Consider the following 22,178-nt stretch of genomic DNA (forward strand, 5'->3'; position numbering starts at 1 on the left):
TTGGCGGACAACACCGGGGCACGTCACGGGAGGGCGATTATGAACTTACCCGAACACACCGAAGACGAAGAACCCGGGACCAGGTTCCTGCTATTTCCGCAATCGCCTTTTCTGGAACCGGATGCACAACTGGAACTGGTTGAGGTATCAGCGCCTCAAGGCAGCATCGGGCCTGGGCCGTCGGGGCCGCGCATGTACACGGTCAACCCGGTGGGTAAGACGACACCCTATGGCGCGATCGTCCCGGGGCCAGACGGACCCGGTATGTATCTGCCTCCATGGGACGGGTATATTCAGCCGCCAGCCATGCCCGATGAATTCGGCAATTTTATTCATATCGCCCCGTCGGATCCGGCCTTTGAGGCCGCCCACCTATTTGGGTCCGCACATTTCACCATGGATGTCTGGCAAGGCTATTTCGACAGGCCAATTCCCTGGCATTTCGCCCGCGATTTCGACCGTCTGGAACTGTCGCTGCTACCCAGTCTCGACAATGCGCATATAGGTTGGGGATTTCTGGAAACCGGCGGCACCCACGAACACGGGGACGAATATCGCCCCTACAGCCTGAATTTCGACGTGGTCGCACATGAAATCGGGCATGCCATCATCTACAGCGTGATCGGCATGCCGTCTGACGGAGATGCCTCGGGAGAGTATTACGGGTTTCATGAATCCGCTGCCGACATGGTGGCGCTGCTGGCCTCGCTGCATTTTGGGTCGGTCGTCGAAACGCTTCTCGAAAACACCCGGGGCAATCTGTATACTTTCAACCGCCTGAGCCGTTTTGCCGAACTGTCGGAGAATGCGCAGATACGGATTGCGGCCAACAACCGGTCCCTGTCGGAATTTGCCGCGGGATGGTCCAGTGAACACGCCTTGTCAGAACCTTTGACCGGGGCAATGTTCGATATTTTCGTGGATATCTATCACGAGCGGTTGCTGTTGCACGGTCTGATCTCGGCTGAGGACGAAGACCTGTCGGATCAGCTGGAAGGGTCACCGCAATACAGCGAAGCGATGCAGGGAATTTTTGATGCACGTTACGCGCAAAATCCTGAAGGTTTCCGCATCTCCCTGCTTGAGGCGCGCGACTATCTGGGCACATATCTGGCTGACGCGTGGGAGCGGCTGGATGCGGATATGCTCAGCTATTTCGGAGTGGAAAAGGCCCTGCTGGCTGTTGATCAGGAGATCACCGGAGGCGCATTTCGCCGCATTATCGAAGGCAATTTCCGCATGCGTGATATCGGTCTGGCAACCGCTGGGCCACGCCTGCCTGACCCTGAGGAAGACTCTCATTCAAACTCGGTCCGTACGCAGGTTCCTGGCTAACGCCTAAAACCCTTTATTTTTAAGCGGTTTTATGGCATGCAATCTGGGGGTGATTATTGGAAACATTTTGGCTTGCAATTGTTCGAGCCACAAAGAGGGGGAGATGAGGTCTCTGACTCCGTCAATCCCGTAGTTGGGAGAGAGTGATATGTCTGAGTCCTTGCTCAATTTTTCCGAAGTGTTGTTGTTTGGCCGTCTTCTTCATGACTTGAAAATAAGAAAGTCCAAGGCGAACCCTGATGAAACAGTTCGTCTTGCGACAAAAGCGAAAGTCCCGCTTGATACGAACCAGGTTGTGAAAACTGACTTGATTGACGGTGAAGAAGTCGTGGATACAAACGACGTTCTGGTTATGGGGTATGGCCCCAAAAAAAGCGGAATTTACAAGGTTGAAGTGCAGGCCGATCCAACCAAGTACAAACTTATCAATCGCACCACAGTGGCAGAAGGCAGCATCGTTGAAGTTGAAGAGGGTAATAAATTCGAGGATACCTTCTGGGAGCAAACCGAGGATATTTCTGGTGGGGGTGTAGACAAACAGCGATTTAAGTTCCGCAAAAATCTGACTGAACAACTTGGCGACAATGCGCAGCTAAAAAAACAGTATGGTGCCAACCCTCGTCTGGCTCGCATTTATGGTTTTGCCTATGAGGGGACGTATTACGATTTGCCCGAACCAACAGTTTTTCTGGTTCACGGCAAAGGTGAGAGCGCAACCGATAGGAACAATCCTGGAAAACTAGCGTCGCGAGCCCCTAACGATCCTTCACTCAGTGGTGTTGCCGCAGCAGATTATCAGATCGCCAACGATATCCGTGTTTGGAATTACGACAAAGCTGACTATACAATCCGAATGGACGTCACCACCGGTATGTTCGAACAAGTTCTGCTCGACATCTATTTTGGTTTCGACAGCCCGGCCATCAGCGGAGCGAAGGTATCGGGTGCCAAAGTCAGCGGCGCGAAGGTCTCGGGCGCTAAAGTGAGCGGCGCCAAGGTCAGCGGCGCCAAAGTCAGCGGTGCAAAAGCACGCGGTGGTGATTGATTTCGAGCCTTAAGCCATGAAAAAGGGCGCGCCGGAAACGCGCCCTTTTTCGTGATCAATCAGAACCCGGCCTTTTTCAACCCTTCGACGAAATGCTGGGTATCTTCTTCCAGTCGGTCTGGCTGGACCGTTGCCCACCGCGCCAGCGAAAAATTAGGATGAGCCGCGCGGTGCTTGTCCGTAATCTGGCGCGCCATATCTGTTTGCCCCAACTGAGCGTAACTTGCCGCCAGCATACGTTGCCCCTCGGTCGGGTTGTTCATTTTATTAACGGTTTCAATGACGTCGTCATAACGTCTGAGGTTGTAATAAGCGCCGCCCAGGTGCCACAGATATTGGTCCGGGAAATAGGGGTTCAGTCGCATCGCTTGTTGGATATGAGTGATTGCGGTTTCGTTGTCACCATAATGGGCGAGTGCATCGGCATAATCCGAATGCATGTCCGCGTCATTTGGATTCAGTGCCAATGCGCGCTGATACGATTGAATCGCGGCGTCATGTTCTTTTCTATACAGGTGCACATACCCTAATTCGCCGAACCCGCGCGCGTCCGTCGGGTCGAGTTCAATAGAGCGCTGTGCCAGATTCAATGCTTTATCCAGAGCTGAAGCAGGGTCTTCGGCCCAGGAGTACCGCCAGTCAATGTTCAAAGTCCGGGATAACGCTGCTGCGGCACGGGCATAGCCCCCGTCCCGCTCGAGCGCGGATTGGTAACAATCCTGCGCTTTCCTGTTGTCGTTACGGGTGTATTTGAAGATGTGGTACTGACCCTGAAGAACCGAGCCGTAGGCCTCAAGGTCGGACGGAACAGACTGAATCATACGCTGTTTTTCGTGCGACTCGATCATAACCGCTGTTGCGGCCACAATACACTCGGTTACTTCATCAAGAATATCGAAGATGTCGTCGATCTTGCGATCAAACCTCTCGCCCCAGATGGTGCGCTCGGTGCTGGCGTCGATCAGTTCAACCGTAATCCGTATGCGACTGGTCGATCGGCGAACACTGCCCCGGGCGACGTAGCGTACGTTCAGCCTTTGCGCAGCCTCCTTCGGTGGCATCGCCTGAGTTTTGAAAAAAAAGGACGAATTCCGCGCTATGACAAACAGGTTTTTGAACTTGGACAAGTTCATGATGATGTCGTCGGTCAAGCCCTCGGCAATCCAGTTGTCCGACTCGTCCCCGCCTATGCTGCTGAAGGGCAGAATGGCCACTGACGGGGTGTCCGGGCGTTCCAGCAAGTCCCCAGGCATATCCGGTCGCATTGTTCCGGCCATTGTGGCACCCGCGACTTCGCTGCGGACGCAATAAGTCGAGATTGGCGAAACAATATTCTTTAGGTGTTTGGGCCCAAGGAATTCATACCCATACCGAAGTCGATTGCAGACTTGGTCGTAGACTGCGGAGCTGACATAAACCCGCTCAGGTTCGGCAATTTCCTGAAGTCTGGCAGCGATATTAACATTGTCGCCGTGAATGCCGCGGTCATCGATCAGGATTTCCCCCAAGTGAACGCCAGCACGGAACTTGATTCGCTGATCTTCCGCGCCGTTCTGGTTGTGCTCACTCGCGATCCGGTGAAGTTCCACCCCGAACTCCACCGCGCTTGTTGCTGTTTCAAATAGGGCCAATATGCCATCGCCCCGCACTTCAACCACACGGCCATGGAAGCGCGCACAAGTTTCTTCCAGCTGATAAAGCAATGATTTCAGAGAGTTGTAAGTGTCCAGCTCGTTTTCACTCATCAATCGGGAATAGCCCACGACATCTGCAAATAAGATTGCGCCTAGCTTCTGTGTCATTGTTGGATTTGAGCTGGAGGTGTTCACAGGCGTTACTCGATTAAGGGGCTGCACTCGAACCCGGTTATTATTCTATAGCAAAAAATGCATTTGTAATCTGGAAGCAATTGAGAGGCCGTCATTCAAGCCTGTCGTTTTGTGGTGGCCAAGACCAGATTGCGGATTTGCTTGAACCGAACGTGACGATCGTATTCGGGCAGAGTTCATTCGCCAGGCTTAGTCTCCGAGCCATCCAATCTTCTCTAAGTACACCGACCACAAGCATGTCGTGATACTGCCCGTCTGCGTACCACGCTTGTCGCATCGTTCCTTCGACCTGGCAGCCAATTCTTGCGACAAGATCGCGGCTGATGTGATTGTCAGAGCGGTAGTAGGACGTCAACCTGTTCAAACCAAGCTGGCGAAAGGCAAAGTCGACAACCAACGCCGTCGCTCTGATTGCTAGGCCTAGTCGCCGGGCCGATTTCTCCACGAACATGGCAATAACAGCGTCTCGGTTAACAGGAGAAATAGCTTCGAGGCCGGCCAAACCCAGAACTTGCCCGCTGTCGGATTCAATGACAAACCAACATTTACACTTGCTTCCGGACGGGCTGAAAGCATCGCTCCAGACATCTTCGGTTTGGGCAAGGTTGAATGGTATTCGGGACGTCCGGTCAAATCGGGCGAGGTCCTCAATGTCCTGAAACCAGGGCGTGACAACTTCCAGATCGGCCTTCTCCATGGGGCGCAGCCTAAAAACGCTGTTGGGTTTGTCGGGCAATGCAAGAACTACCTTCAATCAATGACAAAAATTATCTGTTGGACAGTATCATAAAAACGTCAAAATTACGAAACGAGAAAAACCAGGCATTGCGGTGGGATTCCGCAGGTGCTTTGTCTTCGACTGGAAGGGCCGGTCAGTCCCAAAATGGTTAAGTCTTAATCCATGAAGAACCGCCGGGATTTTCCGATCATCCATATTTGGCGCATCGTGGTAGTAGCTGGTGTCGATCAGTACCGCGGTGCCTTTGCCCTTCATTGCGGCAACGGCGGCTTTTACCGTTTCATAACCAATCATGACCATGCCTTCAGTGCCCAGTTCCTGCGCGCCTTTCGCAGCACCTATAGCTGAGCAGTCATTGGTGCTGAAAATACCACTCAGACCAGGTTTGGTCGTCAGGAACGCTTTGGTCGCTCCGGTTGACTTCAATCAGTCACCCTGACCGTACTTAACGGTAACGACTTCTATGTTCGGGTGTTTTTCCGCCATACTATTTACGAAACCATCGCGGCGGTCGATGCTGCCGATGATGATGATCAGTGTTGCCGCAACAGCCAGCAGCCCGTTGACCGAAGCCGCTCGCCAGGGCATCAGACGGTTAACGGCCAATAGCTTTTGATAGGTGCCGTTTTCCGACAAACCCCGCGTTAGGTATTTACTTGTCGATTTTCAATGCGGAGACCATTGTGCTGTCACTACAACCTGCACCGCCGCATTGCGTTAAGTGGCCAGATGCATGGTGTCTGCCTTGGTGGTATCTTTACCGCCGGGCGGCCGATCCCCACACATTACGGCGATGTTGTCCCGCTTAATTACGCTTGTAGCCCGGCCGAACGCTTGCGGTCTACGGGCAAACAGCCAACCCCGGAGCGCACGGCGCCCCTGCGGGATTTGATTGTTACAGTCTTGCCGTGCTCAAGGATTTGGCCGCCGTCTTTTTCGTCAGTCTGCACCCATCAATCCGGCAAGTACGAGAACTTCACCCTTCTGAACCGAAAAGCCGGCATCTTGGATGGCCTTTCCCCGGTTCAGATCATCCATTTGGCTCTCTCCCTTCGGGTCGTGCGCGCGTTACATCGCTGCACCAACTTGCCAGGGGACGAATTCAACTCCTCCAAAGCCAAGCTCCTCGCTATTGGTTTTATCCGCTGACGCCACGCGGCTCAGAATCTCGAACAGTTCTTCGCTTTTGTCCTCGGTGCTGACCCCGTCGGTGATGATGTCGCCACAGTTCAGGTCCATGTCCTCGGCCATGCGAGCGTACATCTCCGAGTTAGTGGCCAACTTGATGCAAGGCGTGGGCTGATAGCCCGAGACCGATCCCCGCCCTGTCGTAAACACGATCAGGTTCGCGCCAGAGTCCACCTGCCCCGTGAACGAGCATGGATCGAAACCAGGACTATCCATGAAGACAAAGCCCTTATTGTCGATCCTCTCGCCGTACTTGTAGACGTCGCACAGCGGGGCGGTGCCACCCTTGGCGACCGCACCCAGAGATTTTTCCAGGATGGTCGTCAACCCGCCGCGTCTGTTTCCGGAGCTGGGGTTGTTGTCCATCTCGCCGCCGTTGCGCTCGGCGTAGTCCTCCCACCAGTGAATGCGGTCGCTAAGTTTTTGCCCAATTGCGGGGGTTTTCGCGCGGCGTGTCAAAAGGTGCTCAGCCCCGTAAACCTCAGAGGTTTCCGACAGGATTGTCATGCCACCAAGGCGAACCAAAAGGTCCGATGCATACCCCAGAGCCGGGTTGGCAGTCATCCCGAATACCCGTCCGATCCGCCGCACAGCATCCCGACTGTAATCGCGCTGACCGGAGCCGGTTCCCGAGTGGCCTGATTGGCCAGTTCCGCGATGCTGCACAGTTCTTCCAAACCGCGTTGGACGGTCCGTCGTGTTCCCTCCTCGTTTTGAATAGTCACATAGCGCAGCGCACCATCTTGTCTGATTGGACGGCCGCCAATCAGATCAGCAAAGTGCCCGGGAAATTCGGGTGTTGCGCATATCCGGCCAAAGTTCGGAACAGGGTCGCGTAACCTTCGTCCTTGCCTGACATGCCGCAGCCGGTCCCATGTACAATCGAGACCACTCCATCGACATTGAAGTAATCTTCCAGGAGACCAGACTTCCCGGCCGCTTCCGCAATAAAACGCGCCACCGACCCCGAACAATTCACCCTTGTCAGAATGCCGATATAGTTTCGCGTCCCAACCTTGCCGTCGGCGCGATGAAAGCCCTGAAAGGTGCGTCCTTCTGCGATTTCTGGCATGAGTGAGTTGGTACTGGCGTGGTCGTAATCCTGTTGATGCGCACCCATGCCAAGGTTTTGCACATGAACGTGCTCTCCGGGGGCGATGTCAGCTTTCGCCTGCCCGATGATCTGACCGTATCGAATGACGTTTTCACCTTCCGCAATCGTAACAGAGGCGATATTGTGGCCGCGCGAAATCGAATTTGCCGGTGGAGCAGACACGTCGAACGGCTGTTCTCCGGCCTGCCGATCACGCAGCGCAATTACAACATTGTCATCGGGGTTCAATCTGGCCGTGTCGCGAGTTGCTACCTCAGACGCCTTAATTTTATGATCTGTTTGCATTTCTCCCTCGCAGGCGCAGCGGGTTAACCAGTCGATCAAGCAGCCCATCCTGTCCCTTGATTTCCCGCCTGGGGCGAACCTCAGAAAGGCCCCGATTTGCCAACGGCTGGGCGTGTCACGAGCGCCCGTGACCGAAGCGATTGCCCGGCTTGCATCTGAAGGACTGGTGGATGTCGTCTCGCAATCCGGTACGCGGGTTTCCTATTTTTCAATGCCAGAAATCCGCGAGGGCATGTTTCTGCGCGAAGCGCTGGAACTGGCGATCGTTGCCAATGTGGCCCGCGAACTGACCGAAGACCAGCGCAAGAAACTCAGCCGCAATATGCGCTTGCAGGAACTGTTAATCGAAGATGAGGACATCCCCGCGTTCTATCAGGCAGACGAAGAGTTCCATGTATTGCTGATGGAATTCACAGGCTTCAAGCGTCTGGGAGATGTGGCACAGACTGTGTCTTTGCAGGTCAGCCGCGCCCGAATCCCGTTGCTGCCGACACCGGGGCGCATTGCCGAATCGCTTGCAGAGCATCGCGCGATTCATGCTGATATACCGGACCGCGATGAACAGGCGGCACAGAATGCCATGCGCCACCATCTGCGGCAGTTTATGCCACGGATCGAAGTGCTGTCGCGGGAAAGGCCCCATCTATTCAATATCGCGCCATAACCGGCACGAGAGGCAGGATGAGCGTTTCACAGACCGAGCTATTAAACAATCGCACGGCACGGCCGGTTCCTTTGACCCGCATGGGTTTTGGTCGCGCACCCTTGGGCAATCTGTATCGCAAAGTGTCGGACGAGGACGCGCAGTCCGCGCTACAGGCCGCATTTGACGCAGGCATTCGCTTTTTTGATACCGCACCGCAGTATGGGCTTGGCCGATCTGAGCGTGCTTCGGCGAGGCGATCGCTCGGTTTGGTCGCGAGAATATTAAACTTTCGACCAAGATCGGGCGCCTGCTGCTGGACTGTGAGCCGCACGAAGTGACACCCGAGGCTTTCGTGGATGTCCCGCAGAGCGCATCGTGTTTGACTACACCGATGGCAGGGTAATGCGATCCAATGAAGCCAGCCGGAAACGGCTTGGCGTGGCAAATGCCGATATCCTGCTGGTGCACGATGTAAGTGTAATCAGCCAGGGCAGCCTGAAAATGTCGGATGCCAAAGTGCGCGAACTGTTCAACGGTGGCGGCTACAAGGCGCTTGTTGAACTGCGTGACGCGGGCGAGATCTCCGCATTCGGCGCCGGTGTGAACGAATGGCAGGTCTGCGAGAAACTGCTGGGGCTGGGGGATTTCGACGGATTCCTCCTTGCCGGTCGCTATACACTTTTGGAGCAAGAGGCGTTGGACAGCTTCCTGCTGCGATGTGAAGAACGCGATGTTGGGATTATTCTGGGTGGCCCCTACAACTCGGGCATTTTGGCGACCGGAGCTATACCGGGTGCTAGGTACAACTATACAGACGCGCCTGCGGAAACTCTGGACCGAGTCCGCAGGATCGAGGCGGTTTGCGTGGCGCATGATACGCCCCTGATTGCGGCGGCCCTGCAAATCGTCTTGGCGCACCCGTGTGTTAAAACCGTTATTCCCGGCGCGGTCAGCGGGGCCGAAGTGCAAGCCAATGTGGCGCTACTTAACCATGATTTTCCTGCGGGCCTTTGGTCTGATTTGCGGGGCGAAAATCTGATCCACCCTGAAGCGCCGCTGCCAGTAGAGGCCGTCATTGCTGCGTGACATCGACCCAATTCTCTCACCCGACCTTTTGTACGCGCTGCGGGCAAAGGGCCACGGGGATGAGATCGTGATTGCCGACGCGAATTTCCCGGGCCTCAGCGTCGGATCCAATTGCATCCGCGCCGACGGGTGCTCGGCAAGCGAGATCCTGCGGGCTGTGCTGTCCGTCATTCCGCTGGACAGCTTCGCGCCGGACCCGGGGCTGATCATGCAGGTTGTCGGCGACCCAGACGCGGTGATCGACTACGGATCCAAACCGATGATCCGGGACGGTATTATTGCCGGATGGGCCGAGGATATGGCCTTGCTGGCCCGCGAAACCGGTGCCTGGTGCAAACTTTCGGGGCTGGTTACCGAAGCTGCAGCCAATTGGACGATCGAAGACCTACGGCCATACGTCGATCACCTGTTGAACACTTTCGGTCCGAACCGCTTGATCTGGGGGGAGTGAATGGCCGGTCTGCACATTGGCCTGCAGTTATGAGAGTTGGCTGGACGCAACAGATGAGTTGCTGGGTGCGTTGACGGAAACGGAACGCAATGCGGTTCTGAGAGGCAATGCCACCCGGGCTTATAACCTCAGGGATTGAAGTGACTTTAACGAAATTGGATTGCGGCGGGCTGTAGCTTGGGCGTCCAGAACGCCCCGGACGTGGACTCTCTGTGGTTACCCTGCGCAAGGGGATGGTCGTGGACATCACCGCAAAAACGGCCCCCAAAGTGCACGATATCACAGACACAAAGATGCCACCGACTATGTGCACGACGCGCCCGGAGAGGGGCTGGGCTCGCCGGATGAAGACATTCAGTGGCTCGCCTGCCAAGGACAACAATACCTCATGTGCAATCGGGCCGATGATCCGGTTGTTTGATGACGGTTTCACCTTGGATGAAGTCCGGACGACAGACCTGAAGCTATCGGTAATCGGGCCAGGCGGGTTTGTTCTGAACGGCCATTTCTCGACGTCTCAGATCAGCCGGAGACCGTTCGATCTGGTGAAGCAAACAATAGGACGGCACCACCAGTACCCCGACGGGTTGATGCTGTTTTTGAGAACCTTTCTTGCCTCGACACAGGATCGCGATACTCCGGATGGTGGCTTTACATAAACGGCGCTACATCGTCACGATTTCAAATGACAAATTGGGTGCGTTGACCAATACAGTACATCTGTCGACCGAGTGTCCTGAATGGCAGTTCGGGGCGTCCCACTTGATGCGAAACCTCGCCGAATGCGGCTTGATTTGAGAGAGAATGAATATGTTGACAGGAAAACATCTGATCGCCGGAGAATGGGTTGGTGGCGTGGCCACTTTTTCCTCGGACCCTGCGCATGGGCCCAGTCATGAATTCGCCGTTGGGACAGCTGCGGATGTAGATGCGGCTGTAAAAGCAGCCGAAGATGCGTTTGCCACTTTTGGTTGGTCTTCGCGGGCTGATCGTGCCGCCTTGCTGCGCAGGATCGCAGACGAGATCGACGCGCGCGGCGATGCTATAACCGAGATCGGCTGTCAGGAAACCGGCCTTCCCGAAGCTCGACTTCAAGGTGAGCGTGGGCGTACAGTCGGCCAACTGCGCCTGTTCGCGGATCACATCGAAACGGGAGAGTATCTGGATCAGCGTCATGACCCCGCCATGCCGGACCGTGCCCCCCTGCCCCGCCCGGACTTGCGCATGATCCAGCGCCCCCTGGGGCCGGTCGCGGTATTTGGCGCATCAAACTTCCCACTGGCTTTCTCGGTCGCAGGTGGTGACACCGCCGCAGCGCTGGCGGCAGGCTGCCCGGTTGTCGTGAAGGGCCATCCGGCGCATCCCGGTACCGGTGAAATCGTGGCGCAGGCCATTGATGCGGCGGTGAAGGCGACCGGCAATCCCGTGGGCACGTTCTCATTGGTCCAAAGCGACGGGATCGAGGTTGGCGCGGCATTGGCCCGGCACCCTCTGATCAGGGCGGTGGGATTTACCGGGTCGTTGCGGGCCGGTCGGGCGCTGTTTGACCTGTGCGCACAACGCGATGAGCCCATTCCGTTCTTTGGTGAGCTTGGATCGGTCAACCCGATGTTTGTCCTCCCCAATGCAGCCGTCGCACGGGCGGCGGAAATCGGCACGGGTTGGGCGGCGTCATTGACCATGGGCGCGGGCCAGTTTTGCACCAACCCCGGCATCGCCGTTGTGGTTGACGGACCGGGGGCCGAAGCATTGCTGACGACGACCCAGTCCGCATTGGAGGAAACGGCGGAACAGACCATGCTGACACGTGGAATTGCAGATGCTTATCGCAATGGCGTGGCGCAATATGCCGCCGGGTCAGGGGTCAGCCAGGTGGTGGGTGAGGACAGCGCGCCGCGTTGCGCCGCCCCTAACTTGTTCGTCGTATCCGGCGACGACTGGTTGGCTGATGACAATTTGCATAAAGAGGTTTTTGGCCCCACGGGCATCATTGTCCGCGCCCGCGATGCCAATCAGATGTTGGACATCGCCCGGGCGGTCGAAGGGCAATTGACCTGCACCTTGCACATGGATGCGGGTGACATTGAGACCGCCCGCAAATTGGTGCCCGTGCTGGAGCGCAAAGCGGGCCGGTTGCTGGCCAATGGCTTTCCCACAGGTGTCGAGGTCTGTGACAGCATGGTTCACGGGGGCCCCTACCCTGCCTCAACCAATTTTGGCGCAACCTCGGTAGGAACCCTGTCGATCCGTCGGTTCCTGAGGCCCGTTTGCTATCAGAACATTCCTGCAGATCTACTGCCGGAAGAGGCGTGAGCTAAGGCATGACAAATTTCACTCCATCCAACCGCCTGTTCGGCAAATGTGCCCTGATCACGGCTGCGGGTCAGGGCATCGGCCGGGCTACAGCGAAATTGTTCGCTGCAGAAGGCGCGCAGGTCATCGCCAGCGATATCAACGACGCGGCACTGGAGGATTTAGGTGAAACAAAAGGTATCCGGACCTTGAAACTGGATGTCACCGACGCCAGAGCCGTCCAGTCGGCAGCGGCGGATTTACCGCCGCTGGACGTCCTGTTCAACTGCGCCGGTTACGTGGCAAACGGCTCCATTCTGGATTGTCAGGAAGATGACTGGAACTTCAGCTTCGACCTCAACGTCAAGTCCATGTACCGACTGATCCAATTGACCTTACCTGCGATGCTGGAAAATGGCGGCGGTTCGATCATCAACATGTCATCGGTTGCATCTTCACTTAAGGGCGTGCCGAACCGCTTTGCCTATTGCGCGTCAAAAGCCGCGGTGATCGGGCTGACAAAATCGGTTGCCGCCGATTTCGTGACGCATGACATCCGTTGCAATGCGATATGCCCGGGTACGGTCGACAGTCCCAGCCTGCATGACCGCCTGCGCGCTACCGGAGACTACGAGAAGGCAATGACGGATTTTATCGCGCGCCAGCCTATGGGCCGTATCGGAACAACCGACGAGATCGCAGAACTTGCGCTCTACCTCGCAAGCGATGCCAGCAAATATACCACCGGACAGGCTATAGCCATCGGCGGCGGCTGGACCATCTGAGCTGAAAGGAAACACGAGATGAAACTTCTGCGCTATGGACCGGTTGGCTCGGAAAAACCCGGTGTGCTGGATGAAGGCGGCAAGATCCGCGATCTCTCGGGCGTTGTGCGTGATATTTCGGGTGCGGTGCTGGGCGATGAAAACCTCACGATGCTGCGGGGTCTGGATCTTGCCGGCCTGCCTGTGGTCGAGGGCGACCCGCGTATTGGGGCGTGTGTTGGTCAGGTGGGCAAGTTCGTTTGTATCGGTCTGAACTACGCCGACCACGCCGCCGAAAGTGGATTGGAACTGCCTGCCGAACCTGTGGTCTTTTTCAAGGCTACCTCGGCCATCATCGGCCCGAACGACCCGGTCGAAATCCCGCGCGGATCGGCCAAAACCGACTGGGAGGTCGAACTGGGTGTGGTCATCGGAAAAGAGACCAAATACGTGTCCGAGGCCGATGCACAGGACCACGTCGCCGGTTACTGTGTGGTAAACGATCTGTCGGAACGTGATTTTCAAATGCATCGATCGGGTCAATGGGTCAAAGGAAAATCGGCGGATACGTTCGGCCCGATCGGCCCCTGGCTGGTGACGCGCGACGAGGTGGCCGATCCTCAGGATCTGCCGATGTATCTCGAGGTGAACGGGCACCGCTATCAGGACGGCTCGACCAACACGATGCATTTTGGGGTGGCCACAATCGTCTCGCACCTATCGCAATTCATGTCGTTGCAACCGGGTGATGTGGTCTCAACCGGGACGCCTCCGGGGGTTGGCATGGGACAAAACCCGCAGGCTTATCTGAAACCCGGCGACAAGATGGAATTGGGCATCGAAGGACTGGGTGTGCAGCGGCAGGATGTCCTTCAGGGATGACCTCACTGACGAAAGCCACATGCGGAAAAGAAGTGTCCCGGATCAGCGAATGAACCCGGTGCAGCATTTTTAGCCTTTTCAGACAGTTATCCCGGCCAGGGCAACGAGTATGTCTTGACGTTGGTGAAGAATTTCATCGCCTCGATGACTCCTTCTTTGACGCCATTGCCGCTGTTCTTTATGCCGCCGAAGGGTGACATCTCTATCCGGTAGCCGGGCTGCTCCCAGATGTTGCAGGTGCCAACATCCAGACCGTTGATATAGGCTATCGCGCGGTTCAGATCGTTGGTGCACACGCCCGAGGACAGGCCGAACTCGGTACCATTAGAGATTTCCATGACCTTGGCGTCGTCGTCCGGAACCCGAACGATGGGTACAATGGGGCCAAAGGTTTCCTCCATCACCAATTCGCTGTCATGAGGAACCTTGTCGACGACAATCGGCGGCAAAAGCGCGCCCTGACGGCCGGGATGGTATAGGATTTCCGCGCCAGCTTCTGCGGCCATGAAAACGCGTTTCTCAAACAACTCTGCGGCTCGTTCATGGATCACGCATCCCAACTGTGTGTTCGGGTCTTGTGGGTCGCCAAATCGGACGGCTTTGGCTTTTTCCAAAACCAGCTGCACAAATTTATCCGCCACGCTGTCCTGCACCAGAATGCGTTTGATCGCGGTGCAGCGCTGACCCGAATTGCCGGTAGCTCCGGCCACGGCGATGGCGGCGGCCCTATCCAGATCGGCATCATTCAGGTCGTTCAGAACGATTAGCGGATCGTTGCCGCCCAGTTCCAGCGCCTGACGTTTGTACCCCGCTTTCGAGGCAATCACCTTGCCCACCAGAACACCGCCGGTGAAAGTGATGATGTCAATATTTTCGTTAGTGATCATCTCGTCACCGATATCCTGCGGCCAGCCGGTGACCACCTGGAACATCTCGGGCGGCAGACCTGCCTCGTACAGGATATCGGCCAGGGTCAGTGCGGTCAGAGGCGTCAGCTCGGTGGGCTTGCACACCATGCAGTTATTGGTCGCAATCGCTGGCGCTATCTTGTGGCTAACCATGTTCAGGGGATGGTTGAACGGCGTAATCGCGCTGATCGCCTTGACCGGTTCACGCTTGGTGAAAATTTTACGTTCCCTGCCGTTATGAGTCAGATCGCACGAGAAAATCTCGCCATCATCCTTCAGAGCCTCTGCGGCAGCGAATTGATAGACGTCTTGCGCGCGCTTGGTTTCATAGATCGCGTGCTGGTGGCAAATACCCAGTTCCAGCGTCAGCCATTTCGCCAGGTATTCGCGCTTCTCACCGATTAATTCGCCTGCACGTTGCAGAATCTGGCTACGCTCATACCGGGTCAGTTTGGGCGTGTAGTTCGCGGCAAGTTCGAAGGCTTTCCGTGCATGTTCGGCGGTGCCCGCGGGAACAGTTCCCACGACTTCATTAGTATAGGGGTAATGCACTGGCACTTTGGCATCGGTAAAGACAACCTTTCCCCCAATGCGCATACCTTCGTTGCGAATGTCGGATGTATTCATGATCTCGTCCATGTCTCGCTGAGCCGTTGCTTTGATTGGGTAAAAAGTCGTCGAGATTGCGTAACTCCGGTGCGTTGCCCAAATCAATGATGCCGTTGAGTAAAAAGCGGAGTTGTTGTCGGATCAACTGATCATATTGATCTCATCCGTCCCCATCATGCGCCCAGGATCGTCGAAAATTGTGTGGAGAAACCTTGTATCGCCCCCTGAAATGGACTGAAAGGCGGTCGGTGCTGGAGAACCCGGACGCAAAGGCGATCTCGGATACGCTCAGATTTGTTTCGCTTAGCAAGGCAAAGGCGCGGTCCAGTCGGAGGTTATTGTAAAACCGGCCCGGTGACATGTTGGTGTGCTGTTTGAACAGGCGCTCCATGTGTCTCCGGGATAGCGATGCCTGATCGGCCACGGCCTCAAGGCTGAGGGGGGATTCAATATTGTCCCGCATGATCTGTACGGCTTCGATAAGTTTGGCATTCCGCGTACCCAGCAAGGCCGAAACTGGCGAGACCTGCCTGCTGCCGCTCTCGCTCGCCCGGCGATGCAGACACATCTCGGAGACACTCACCGCCAGAGCATTGCCGAACATCTCCTCGATAACTTCCAGCATCATGTCTGTGCTGGCGTGCCCGCCCCCGCAGGTCCGCAGTTTGCCATCGATTTCATAAAGGTTCTGCGTCGGCACCATCGTCGAGAAATTTTCGCAAAACCCGGGGCGGTTTTCCCAGTGCACCGTAAATTTTCTGTTTCCGATCAGCCCGGCTTTGGCCAGGGCGAAGGCGCCGGTGCAAATACCTCCGAACTCACACCCATGGGCCTTTTGCCGCCGTATCCAGTTCAGAACGCGTGCGTCGAATGACGCCATCGGCTCCGTTCCCGAACAAACGAACGTATAAGCCCCCTTGTCCAGGTCGTGCATTGGGTGATCCACCTGAATGCCGATGCCATTGGAACATGTCACCGGAGCGCCGTCCGGCGACAGGATGTACCACTCGAACAATTGCTTTCTGGCCAACTGGTTTGAAATGCGCAGCGGCTCAATTGCCGCGCTGAAGGCCAGCATCGTCGTTTTGGGGAGAAGCAGGAAATGAAAGGTTTTTGGCGGGCCGTCGTAGGGAACGTCCACGGAAATCGCACCTTTGGGCAGGAAACGCTGATTGTCCAAATCTCCCCTCCTCTCGTCTGCCAAGCCGCCGGCGCAGGATTGTTTCTACGATCCAATAGGGCGCTTTGAAATAATGAACACCAAATAGATATCAATGCATTCAAAACTCTTGGAAATTACTCGCTCATTTTGTATTTTGGATACAAATTTGCACCGCTCGAGACAGATCAATGCCCAGAACCCGCGCGATCCCACGGCAAAGCCTGCCGGATGTTATCACAAATGATCTGCGTGAGCGGATTTTGAGCGGCGAGATGGCCGAGGGCGAAACCATCCGCCAGGAAGCGCTGGCCGAAGACTATGACGTCTCGCGCATGCCTATCCGCGAAGCGCTCAAGCGGCTGGATGCCGAGGGCCTTGTGCAGTTGACAAACAACCGGGGCGCCTCTGTCACCTCGCATTCCCTGTCCGAGATCGGAGAGATTTTCGACCTTCGCGTCCTGCTCGAGGTGGATCTGTTCCGGAGATCCATCCCGCGGATGATCGAAACGGATTTCGTCGAATGCGAGAGACTACTGGACGCGATGGAAACGTCCTATGACGCATATGATGTGGGCCGGTGGGGCAGTCTGAATTATGAGTACCACAAGGCGCTGTATGCTGCGGCCGGTCGCGGATTAACGAACGAGATTTTGAAACGAGTCAACCTGCAATCCGACCGCTATGTCCGCATGCACCTGAGCGTCATGGAGCAGCGTGAACCGGCAAAGAAAGATCACCGGCAGCTGTTATCACTGGCCCGTGCAGGTCGCGTCGAGGATGCTTGTGATCTGCTGACCAAACATATCCAGCGCACCAAGGATCAGCTGCTGGATATGGTCACGGCCACACGAAACGCCGAATAGGCCCGATCAGTCCAGAGGATGCAGGCACGCGACCTGGTGGGTCGTTCCGCTCAATTCGGGCGGAGCCGCGCGACATTCGTCGGTTGCCAACCAGCATCGTTGCGCAAATGCGCAACCCTTTGGGATATTCATCGGCGACGGCAATTCACCTTCCAGCTTGATCCGCTCTTTTCGCGCTTCCGGGTCTGCCCGTGGCGTCGTGGATAGCAGCGCCTTTGAGTAAGGATGCCGCGGGGCCGCGAAAAGCTGCTCTTTAGGGGCTTTCTCGACAGCCCGGCCCAGATACATGACGATCACGTCATCGGCGAAGTGCTTCACCACAGAAAGATCGTGCGAGATGAACAGGTAGGCGAGGTTCAGACGGTCCTGCAACTCGACCAGCAGGTTCAAGATTTGCGACTGAATCGATACATCCAGCGCCGAGACCGGCTCGTCCAGAACCAACACCTTGGGGTTCAGCATCAAAGCGCGGGCAATGGCGATCCGCTGGCGCTGACCACCCGAAAACATGTGCGGATAGCGGTCGTAATGCTCGGGCCGCAGGCCGACAAGATCAATCATTTCGCGGGCGCGGGCCTCGCGGTCAGCAGCGGACATGTCGGGCCGATTGATGATCAACGGTTCCTGCAGAATTTGCCCGATCCGCTGGCGTGGATTGAGTGAGCCGTAGGGGTCCTGAAACACGATCTGCACGGTTTCGCGCATTTGAGCCCATTTCGACGGGGTGATTTCAACACCGTCGATGGTCAGTGTGCCCGAAGTCGGCTCCTCGATCATCGTCACAACCCGCGCGAGCGTCGATTTTCCGCAGCCGGATTCACCCACGATAGCCAGCGTCTTACCCGGTTTCAGGTCGAAATCCACGCCGGACAGCGCCTTGACCGTCACCGGCTTCGACAGAAGTCCGCCTTTGACGGAATAAAACCTGGCCAATGCATTGGCCTGAACGATGGGGGCGGTCATGCCAGTTCTCCGGCGGTTATCTTTTCGACATAGTGGCAACGGGCCTTACCAAACTCCGCGCTATGCGGGGTTGGGGGTAATGTTCGGCAGAGATCGTCTGCATATTGGCATCTGGGGCTGAACAAACACCCCTTGGGCCGATCGAACTGGCCGGGCACGACCCCCGGAATGGTCGGCAGCAGCTTGGATGTCGCCCGCTCGGGGAGTGCACTCAGCAACGCAGACGTATAGGGATGGCGTGGCGTGCGGAACAGGTCCTGCACGGGCTGTTCTTCGACCTTCTGGCCGGCATATTGCACCTGCACCCGCTCGGCGGTTTCGGCGACGACTCCCATATCGTGGGTGATCAGCACCAGGCCCATCCCCTGCTCGTCTCTCAACCGAACAAGCAAGTCCAGAATCTGCGCCTGAATAGTGACGTCCAGCGCTGTTGTAGGTTCGTCTGCAATAAGCAGTTTGGGATTGCAGGCAATGGCCATGGCGATCATGACCCGCTGATTCATCCCGCCCGACATCTGGTGCGGGAATGTGTTCAGGCGGCTTTCCGGGGCCGGGATACCCACCTGATCGAACAACTCGATGGCGCGCTGTTGGCGGTCCTTGCCGTTCAGGCCCAGATGGATGCGCAAAGCTTCTTTGATCTGGAACCCGACGGTGAAACAGGGATTCAGCGACGACATTGGTTCCTGAAAGATCATCGCGATATCCTTGCCGATGATCTTGCGCCGGTCCCGCGCCGAGATTTTGGTCAGGTCAATGCCTTCAAAGCGCATCTCGTCCGCGGTAATCGTGGCAGTCCAGGGCAGCAGGCCCATCAGCGCCAGCATAGATACGGATTTGCCCGAGCCGCTTTCGCCGACGATGGCCAGTAGTTCTCCCTTGTTTACAGACAGATCAACACCGTCCACAGCGCGGAACTTTCCTGAAGCAGTGGCAAATTCGACCGTGAGGTTCCGGATGTCCAATAGGCTCATGTCGTCAGCTCCGCTTCAGTTTCGGGTCCAGCGCATCGCGCAGACCGTCGCCCATCAGATTGATGGCAAGCACCGTGACCAGGATGGCCAGGCCCGGGAACGTCACCACCCACCATGCGCGCAGAATGAACTCGCGCGCTTCGGCCAGCATGGTACCCCATTCCGGTGTGGGCGGCTGCGCGCCCATGCCCAAAAAACCAAGGGCGGCAGCGTCCAGAATGGCGGTCGAAAAGGACAGAGCAGCCTGGACGATGATCGGTGCCAGACAGTTCGGCAACACGGTGATGAACATCAACCGCGCCTTGCCTGCACCGGCCACCCGAGCTGAGGTCACATAGTCTTTCTGCCGTTCCGAGAGAACCGAGGCGCGGGTCAGGCGCACGTAGTGCGGTTGGAACACGATGGCGATAGCGATCATCGCGTTGGTCAGCGACGGGCCGAGGATGGCAACCAGAACCAGCGCCAACAGCAGCGACGGGAAGGCCAGAATGATGTCCATTACGCGCATGATCAGCGTGTCGACCCATTTGGGCGCAAAGCCGGACAAGAGCCCGATGATCACGCCGCCAGACACGGCGACGCAGACCACAACAATGCCAACGAAGAAGGAATAGCGTGACCCCATGATAAGTCGCGACAGCATATCCCGGCCCAGCGGATCGGTGCCGAGCGGAAAGGCCCAGCTGCCACCCTCCTGCCACGCAGGGGGTTGCAGGATGTGGTTGCGGAACTGTTCAGTCGGGTCATAGGGGGCCAGCAATGGTGCAAAAGCTGCGCAGAATACAAAAGCCGAAAAGACCCACAGACCGATTACGGCACCGCGGTTTTCACTGAAATAGAACCAGAACTCACGCAGGGCGCTGGGGCGGTCCTCGGTTTTGGGTGGGGTTGCGGAAAGCTCGGCCATCACCGCCTCCGGATTTTGGGGTTGATGATGCCGTAAAGGACATCGACCAGCAGGTTGACCAGCATCACGATCACCGCGATCATCAGCAGTCCGCCCTGCACAACCGGGTAATCGCGGCGGAAAATGCTGTCGACCATCCACTTGCCAATGCCCGGCCAGCTAAAGATCGTTTCGGTCAGGATCGCGCCCGCCAGCAAGGTGCCAACCGACAGGCCGATCACAGTTATAACCGGGATCAGCGCATTGCGGAGAGCGTGCAGGCCGTTGATTCGCGCGGGCGCGAGGCCCTTGGCGCGGGCCGTGCGGATGTAGTCTTCACCCAGAACTTCCAGCATCGCTGAGCGGGTCTGGCGAGCGATCACGGCCAATGGAATAGTGCCCAGAACAATCGTTGGCAGGATCAGGTGCCGTACGGCTGACCCGAACGCCCCCGGTTGTCCCGACAGCAGGCTGTCGATCAACATAAAGCCGGTAACGCTTGGGAAATAGTACAGCAGGTCAATTCGACCAGACACTGGTGTCCAGCCCAGATTGCCCGAGAACACGATGATCAGCAGCAGCGCCCACCAGAAGATCGGCATGGAGTACCCGACGAGCGCGGATGACATAAGCGCCCGGTCAAAGAACTTGCCCCGGTTCACCGCCGCGATCACGCCTGCGGGCAGGCCCAGGGCCACGGCAAAGATCATCGCGCAGAGGGACAGCTCCAACGTGGCAGGGAACAGCGCAAAGAACTCATCCCAGACCGGCTTCTTGGTGACAAAGCTTTCGCCCAGATCACCATGCATCACCCCGACGAGGTAGTCCCAGTATTGCTGCAGCACCGGTTTGTCGAAGCCCAGTTTTTCAACCATTTCCTGATAGCGCTCCTCGGTCATGCCGCGTTCACCGGCCATGACGATGATGGGATCGCCCGGCAGAACCCGGATGAACATGAAGGAAATCAGCGTCACGCCCAGAAATGTCGGAATGAACATGCCGAGGCGTGTGAGTAAGTAGCCAAACATTAGCGACCTATGATTGTGAGATCTTTGGGAAAGCTGGTCAGAGACCGGCAGCCATCCGCAGTGACGAGAACGTCATCTTCTATGCGTACGCCGAAATTGTCCAGATCATAAAGGCCCGGTTCATTGGTCCAGACCATGCCGGGAAGGATTTTTTGGTCATTTCCGCGCATGATATAGGGTGCTTCGTGTACATCGCGTCCCAACCCGTGTCCCGTCTTGGTGCGGATACGGTCGCCATAGGGCGACGCTTCGAGCACGCTGATCACTGCGTCGTCGATGTCGTGCGCGGTTACTCCGGGTCGACATACTTCAAACCCGACTTGATTGGCGCGCAATACCGTGTCGTAGACCGCCCTGCCCTCGTCTGAAACTTCTTCGACAAAGAATGTTCGGGTGATATCGGCGGCAAACCCCTTTTTGCGCGCGCCGAAGTCAAACAGCAGCGCGTCGCCCGGTTTGATCCGATAATCCGCCCGCGCCTTGCCGTGCGGTCGCGCCGAGTTATCTCCGGCAGCAACAATCGGTGAAAAGGCCAGCGAGGCGGCCCCTTCGGCAAACAACGCTTGTATCAGAGCTTGTTCGATTTGTTTCTCAGTCTGGCCTACGCGCACTTCTGCAATGACACGCTCAAGGGCGCGTTCCGAGATATCAATCGCCGCTTGAAGTGCAGTGATGTCTTCATCGGTTTTAACAATACGCAGACCGGAAATTTCACGCTCGCCGTCCACAATCCGCAAATCAGGCAACGCGTGGGTTAAGGCTTTGGAGACAAAGACCCGCATCACCTGCCCTTCGACGGCAAGCGAAGCCAGGGGCATTTGCTTTGCAAGCGCGGCGAACGCGTCATCATAGCCTGTCTGATCGCGCCAATCGAAAACGGCGCCCTCAAATCCGACCAGCGCCCATGATCCCAACTCCAGATTGGGTACAATCGCGGCAGGAGCCCCTTCGGCCGGGATCACGACCACAAAAGGTCGCTCGTGGCTCATGAATGGTTTTCCCAATGCGCGGGTGAAATTCGGGCCGGGCACCAGCGCCACGGCATCTACTGACATGTCCTTTGCCAGTTGATGGTATTCGGACAAATCCGGCATTCCGGCCGACCTCCAAAAAAAGAAGCCGGAGCCAC

Annotated in this window: 25 protein-coding genes; 12 read left to right on the forward strand and 13 right to left on the reverse strand. The window is 56.7% G+C overall.

Features of this window, described 5'->3' with window-relative positions; all coding sequences use genetic code 11:
• The first annotated feature begins 39 nt into the window (after positions 1–39).
• Together GOX66_RS12745 and GOX66_RS12750 are read left to right on the forward strand one after the other, a co-directional pair.
• Entirely contained in the window at positions 40–1,335 is a 1,296-nt protein-coding gene (locus GOX66_RS12745) for a gluzincin family metallopeptidase (RefSeq protein WP_170763125.1), read from the forward strand.
• Positions 1,336–1,483: 148 nt separating this feature from the next.
• A complete protein-coding gene (locus GOX66_RS12750; RefSeq protein WP_170763126.1) occupies positions 1,484–2,380 on the forward strand; it encodes a hypothetical protein in 897 nt (298 codons plus the stop codon).
• A gap of 59 nt (positions 2,381–2,439) precedes the next feature.
• Here GOX66_RS12750 and GOX66_RS12755 read toward each other — a convergent pair whose 3' ends face one another.
• The 6 genes from GOX66_RS12755 to GOX66_RS26155 all read right to left on the reverse strand — a co-directional run bounded on the left by GOX66_RS12755 (position 2,440) and on the right by GOX66_RS26155 (position 7,535).
• Positions 2,440–4,182 (reverse strand): adenylate/guanylate cyclase domain-containing protein, encoded by a 1,743-nt coding sequence (locus GOX66_RS12755; protein ID WP_170763127.1) that lies wholly within the window; start codon positions 4,180–4,182, stop codon positions 2,440–2,442.
• A 118-nt stretch (positions 4,183–4,300) separates the two neighbouring features.
• The gene (locus GOX66_RS12760) at positions 4,301–4,906 is read right to left on the reverse strand and encodes a GNAT family N-acetyltransferase (protein WP_170763128.1); all 606 of its coding nucleotides are present in this window, start codon (positions 4,904–4,906) and stop codon (positions 4,301–4,303) included.
• An 87-nt stretch (positions 4,907–4,993) separates the two neighbouring features.
• The gene (locus GOX66_RS12765; RefSeq protein WP_170763129.1) at positions 4,994–5,374 is read right to left on the reverse strand and encodes a type 1 periplasmic-binding domain-containing protein; all 381 of its coding nucleotides are present in this window, start codon (positions 5,372–5,374) and stop codon (positions 4,994–4,996) included.
• Positions 5,375–5,584 (reverse strand): hypothetical protein, encoded by a 210-nt coding sequence (locus GOX66_RS12770; protein WP_170763130.1) that lies wholly within the window; start codon positions 5,582–5,584, stop codon positions 5,375–5,377.
• Between the two features lie 432 nt (positions 5,585–6,016).
• Positions 6,017–6,802 (reverse strand): hypothetical protein, encoded by a 786-nt coding sequence (locus tag GOX66_RS26150; RefSeq protein ID WP_336509473.1) that lies wholly within the window; start codon positions 6,800–6,802, stop codon positions 6,017–6,019.
• A gap of 100 nt (positions 6,803–6,902) precedes the next feature.
• Entirely contained in the window at positions 6,903–7,535 is a 633-nt protein-coding gene (locus tag GOX66_RS26155) for a UxaA family hydrolase (protein WP_336509474.1), read from the reverse strand.
• Here GOX66_RS26155 and GOX66_RS26160 point away from each other — a divergent pair.
• The 9 genes from GOX66_RS26160 to GOX66_RS12810 all read left to right on the forward strand — a co-directional run bounded on the left by GOX66_RS26160 (position 7,534) and on the right by GOX66_RS12810 (position 13,656).
• A complete protein-coding gene (locus GOX66_RS26160) occupies positions 7,534–8,199 on the forward strand; it encodes an FCD domain-containing protein (protein ID WP_170763236.1) in 666 nt (221 codons plus the stop codon). The two genes, GOX66_RS26155 and GOX66_RS26160, sit on opposite strands and share 2 nt — an antisense overlap.
• 80 nt (positions 8,200–8,279) lie before the next feature.
• Positions 8,280–8,519 (forward strand): aldo/keto reductase, encoded by a 240-nt coding sequence (locus tag GOX66_RS26165; RefSeq protein WP_336509478.1) that lies wholly within the window; start codon positions 8,280–8,282, stop codon positions 8,517–8,519.
• Positions 8,520–8,556: 37 nt separating this feature from the next.
• Positions 8,557–9,267, forward strand: coding sequence for an aldo/keto reductase (locus GOX66_RS12785; protein ID WP_336509475.1), 711 nt, complete (start codon positions 8,557–8,559; stop codon positions 9,265–9,267).
• Complete coding sequence (locus GOX66_RS12790) at positions 9,257–9,718, forward strand: RbsD/FucU domain-containing protein (protein ID WP_272871513.1); 462 nt, start codon at positions 9,257–9,259, stop codon at positions 9,716–9,718. The genes GOX66_RS12785 and GOX66_RS12790 overlap by 11 nt, the downstream gene beginning before the upstream one ends.
• 16 nt (positions 9,719–9,734) lie before the next feature.
• Positions 9,735–9,857: a hypothetical protein gene (locus GOX66_RS26060; protein ID WP_272871514.1), complete on the forward strand. Its 123-nt coding sequence runs from the start codon at positions 9,735–9,737 to the stop codon at positions 9,855–9,857.
• 100 nt (positions 9,858–9,957) lie between these two features.
• Positions 9,958–10,377, forward strand: coding sequence for a hypothetical protein (locus GOX66_RS25815; protein WP_237212583.1), 420 nt, complete (start codon positions 9,958–9,960; stop codon positions 10,375–10,377).
• Between the two features lie 151 nt (positions 10,378–10,528).
• On the forward strand, positions 10,529–12,031 hold the full coding sequence (locus tag GOX66_RS12800) for an aldehyde dehydrogenase (NADP(+)) (protein WP_170763131.1): 1,503 nt from the start codon (positions 10,529–10,531) through the stop codon (positions 12,029–12,031).
• Between the two features lie 8 nt (positions 12,032–12,039).
• A complete protein-coding gene (locus tag GOX66_RS12805) occupies positions 12,040–12,795 on the forward strand; it encodes an SDR family oxidoreductase (protein ID WP_170763132.1) in 756 nt (251 codons plus the stop codon).
• Between the two features lie 18 nt (positions 12,796–12,813).
• The gene (locus GOX66_RS12810; RefSeq protein WP_170763133.1) at positions 12,814–13,656 is read left to right on the forward strand and encodes a fumarylacetoacetate hydrolase family protein; all 843 of its coding nucleotides are present in this window, start codon (positions 12,814–12,816) and stop codon (positions 13,654–13,656) included.
• An 86-nt stretch (positions 13,657–13,742) separates the two neighbouring features.
• On the opposite strand, the gene phnY is transcribed toward GOX66_RS12810, so the two are convergent.
• Both phnY and GOX66_RS12820 read right to left on the reverse strand, forming a co-directional pair.
• The gene (gene phnY / locus GOX66_RS12815; RefSeq protein WP_170763134.1) at positions 13,743–15,191 is read right to left on the reverse strand and encodes a phosphonoacetaldehyde dehydrogenase; all 1,449 of its coding nucleotides are present in this window, start codon (positions 15,189–15,191) and stop codon (positions 13,743–13,745) included.
• Between the two features lie 142 nt (positions 15,192–15,333).
• A complete protein-coding gene (locus GOX66_RS12820; RefSeq protein ID WP_170763135.1) occupies positions 15,334–16,353 on the reverse strand; it encodes a GlxA family transcriptional regulator in 1,020 nt (339 codons plus the stop codon).
• 170 nt (positions 16,354–16,523) lie between these two features.
• Here GOX66_RS12820 and GOX66_RS12825 point away from each other — a divergent pair, with 170 nt between their 5' ends.
• A complete protein-coding gene (locus GOX66_RS12825; RefSeq protein WP_170763136.1) occupies positions 16,524–17,198 on the forward strand; it encodes a GntR family transcriptional regulator in 675 nt (224 codons plus the stop codon).
• A 6-nt stretch (positions 17,199–17,204) separates the two neighbouring features.
• Here the strand turns inward: GOX66_RS12825 and GOX66_RS12830 are convergent, their stop codons facing one another.
• The 5 genes from GOX66_RS12830 to GOX66_RS12850 are packed head-to-tail and all read right to left on the reverse strand — an operon-like array spanning position 17,205 to position 22,143.
• Positions 17,205–18,161: an ABC transporter ATP-binding protein gene (locus tag GOX66_RS12830; RefSeq protein ID WP_170763137.1), complete on the reverse strand. Its 957-nt coding sequence runs from the start codon at positions 18,159–18,161 to the stop codon at positions 17,205–17,207.
• Entirely contained in the window at positions 18,158–19,135 is a 978-nt protein-coding gene (locus tag GOX66_RS12835) for an ABC transporter ATP-binding protein (protein ID WP_170763138.1), read from the reverse strand. The genes GOX66_RS12830 and GOX66_RS12835 overlap by 4 nt, the downstream gene beginning before the upstream one ends.
• Positions 19,136–19,139: 4 nt before the next feature.
• A complete protein-coding gene (locus GOX66_RS12840) occupies positions 19,140–20,042 on the reverse strand; it encodes an ABC transporter permease subunit (protein WP_170763139.1) in 903 nt (300 codons plus the stop codon).
• Positions 20,042–21,049: an ABC transporter permease subunit gene (locus GOX66_RS12845; protein ID WP_170763140.1), complete on the reverse strand. Its 1,008-nt coding sequence runs from the start codon at positions 21,047–21,049 to the stop codon at positions 20,042–20,044. The genes GOX66_RS12840 and GOX66_RS12845 overlap by 1 nt, the downstream gene beginning before the upstream one ends.
• A complete protein-coding gene (locus GOX66_RS12850) occupies positions 21,049–22,143 on the reverse strand; it encodes a M24 family metallopeptidase (protein WP_170763141.1) in 1,095 nt (364 codons plus the stop codon). The genes GOX66_RS12845 and GOX66_RS12850 overlap by 1 nt, the downstream gene beginning before the upstream one ends.
• Positions 22,144–22,178: the final 35 nt, after the last annotated feature.

It is taken from the genome of Ruegeria lacuscaerulensis, assembly GCF_013031245.1.
GTDB lineage: Bacteria > Pseudomonadota > Alphaproteobacteria > Rhodobacterales > Rhodobacteraceae > Ruegeria > Ruegeria lacuscaerulensis_C.

Excerpts from the sequence above, each read along its gene's own strand:
- GOX66_RS12745 (WP_170763125.1), top strand. The coding sequence starts at position 40 with ATGAACTTACCCGAACACACCGAAGACGAAGAACCCGGGACCAGGTTC.
- GOX66_RS12750 (WP_170763126.1), top strand. The coding sequence starts at position 1,484 with ATGTCTGAGTCCTTGCTCAATTTTTCCGAAGTGTTGTTGTTTGGCCGT.
- GOX66_RS12755 (WP_170763127.1), bottom strand. The coding sequence starts at position 4,182 with ATGACACAGAAGCTAGGCGCAATCTTATTTGCAGATGTCGTGGGCTAT.
- GOX66_RS12760 (WP_170763128.1), bottom strand. The coding sequence starts at position 4,906 with ATGGAGAAGGCCGATCTGGAAGTTGTCACGCCCTGGTTTCAGGACATT.
- GOX66_RS26155 (WP_336509474.1), bottom strand. The coding sequence starts at position 7,535 with ATGCAAACAGATCATAAAATTAAGGCGTCTGAGGTAGCAACTCGCGAC.
- GOX66_RS26165 (WP_336509478.1), top strand. The coding sequence starts at position 8,280 with ATGGGTTTTGGTCGCGCACCCTTGGGCAATCTGTATCGCAAAGTGTCG.
- GOX66_RS12800 (WP_170763131.1), top strand. The coding sequence starts at position 10,529 with ATGTTGACAGGAAAACATCTGATCGCCGGAGAATGGGTTGGTGGCGTG.
- GOX66_RS12805 (WP_170763132.1), top strand. The coding sequence starts at position 12,040 with ATGACAAATTTCACTCCATCCAACCGCCTGTTCGGCAAATGTGCCCTG.
- GOX66_RS12810 (WP_170763133.1), top strand. The coding sequence starts at position 12,814 with ATGAAACTTCTGCGCTATGGACCGGTTGGCTCGGAAAAACCCGGTGTG.
- phnY (WP_170763134.1), bottom strand. The coding sequence starts at position 15,191 with ATGAATACATCCGACATTCGCAACGAAGGTATGCGCATTGGGGGAAAG.
- GOX66_RS12825 (WP_170763136.1), top strand. The coding sequence starts at position 16,524 with ATGCCCAGAACCCGCGCGATCCCACGGCAAAGCCTGCCGGATGTTATC.
- GOX66_RS12830 (WP_170763137.1), bottom strand. The coding sequence starts at position 18,161 with ATGACCGCCCCCATCGTTCAGGCCAATGCATTGGCCAGGTTTTATTCC.
- GOX66_RS12835 (WP_170763138.1), bottom strand. The coding sequence starts at position 19,135 with ATGAGCCTATTGGACATCCGGAACCTCACGGTCGAATTTGCCACTGCT.
- GOX66_RS12840 (WP_170763139.1), bottom strand. The coding sequence starts at position 20,042 with ATGGCCGAGCTTTCCGCAACCCCACCCAAAACCGAGGACCGCCCCAGC.
- GOX66_RS12845 (WP_170763140.1), bottom strand. The coding sequence starts at position 21,049 with ATGTTTGGCTACTTACTCACACGCCTCGGCATGTTCATTCCGACATTT.
- GOX66_RS12850 (WP_170763141.1), bottom strand. The coding sequence starts at position 22,143 with ATGCCGGATTTGTCCGAATACCATCAACTGGCAAAGGACATGTCAGTA.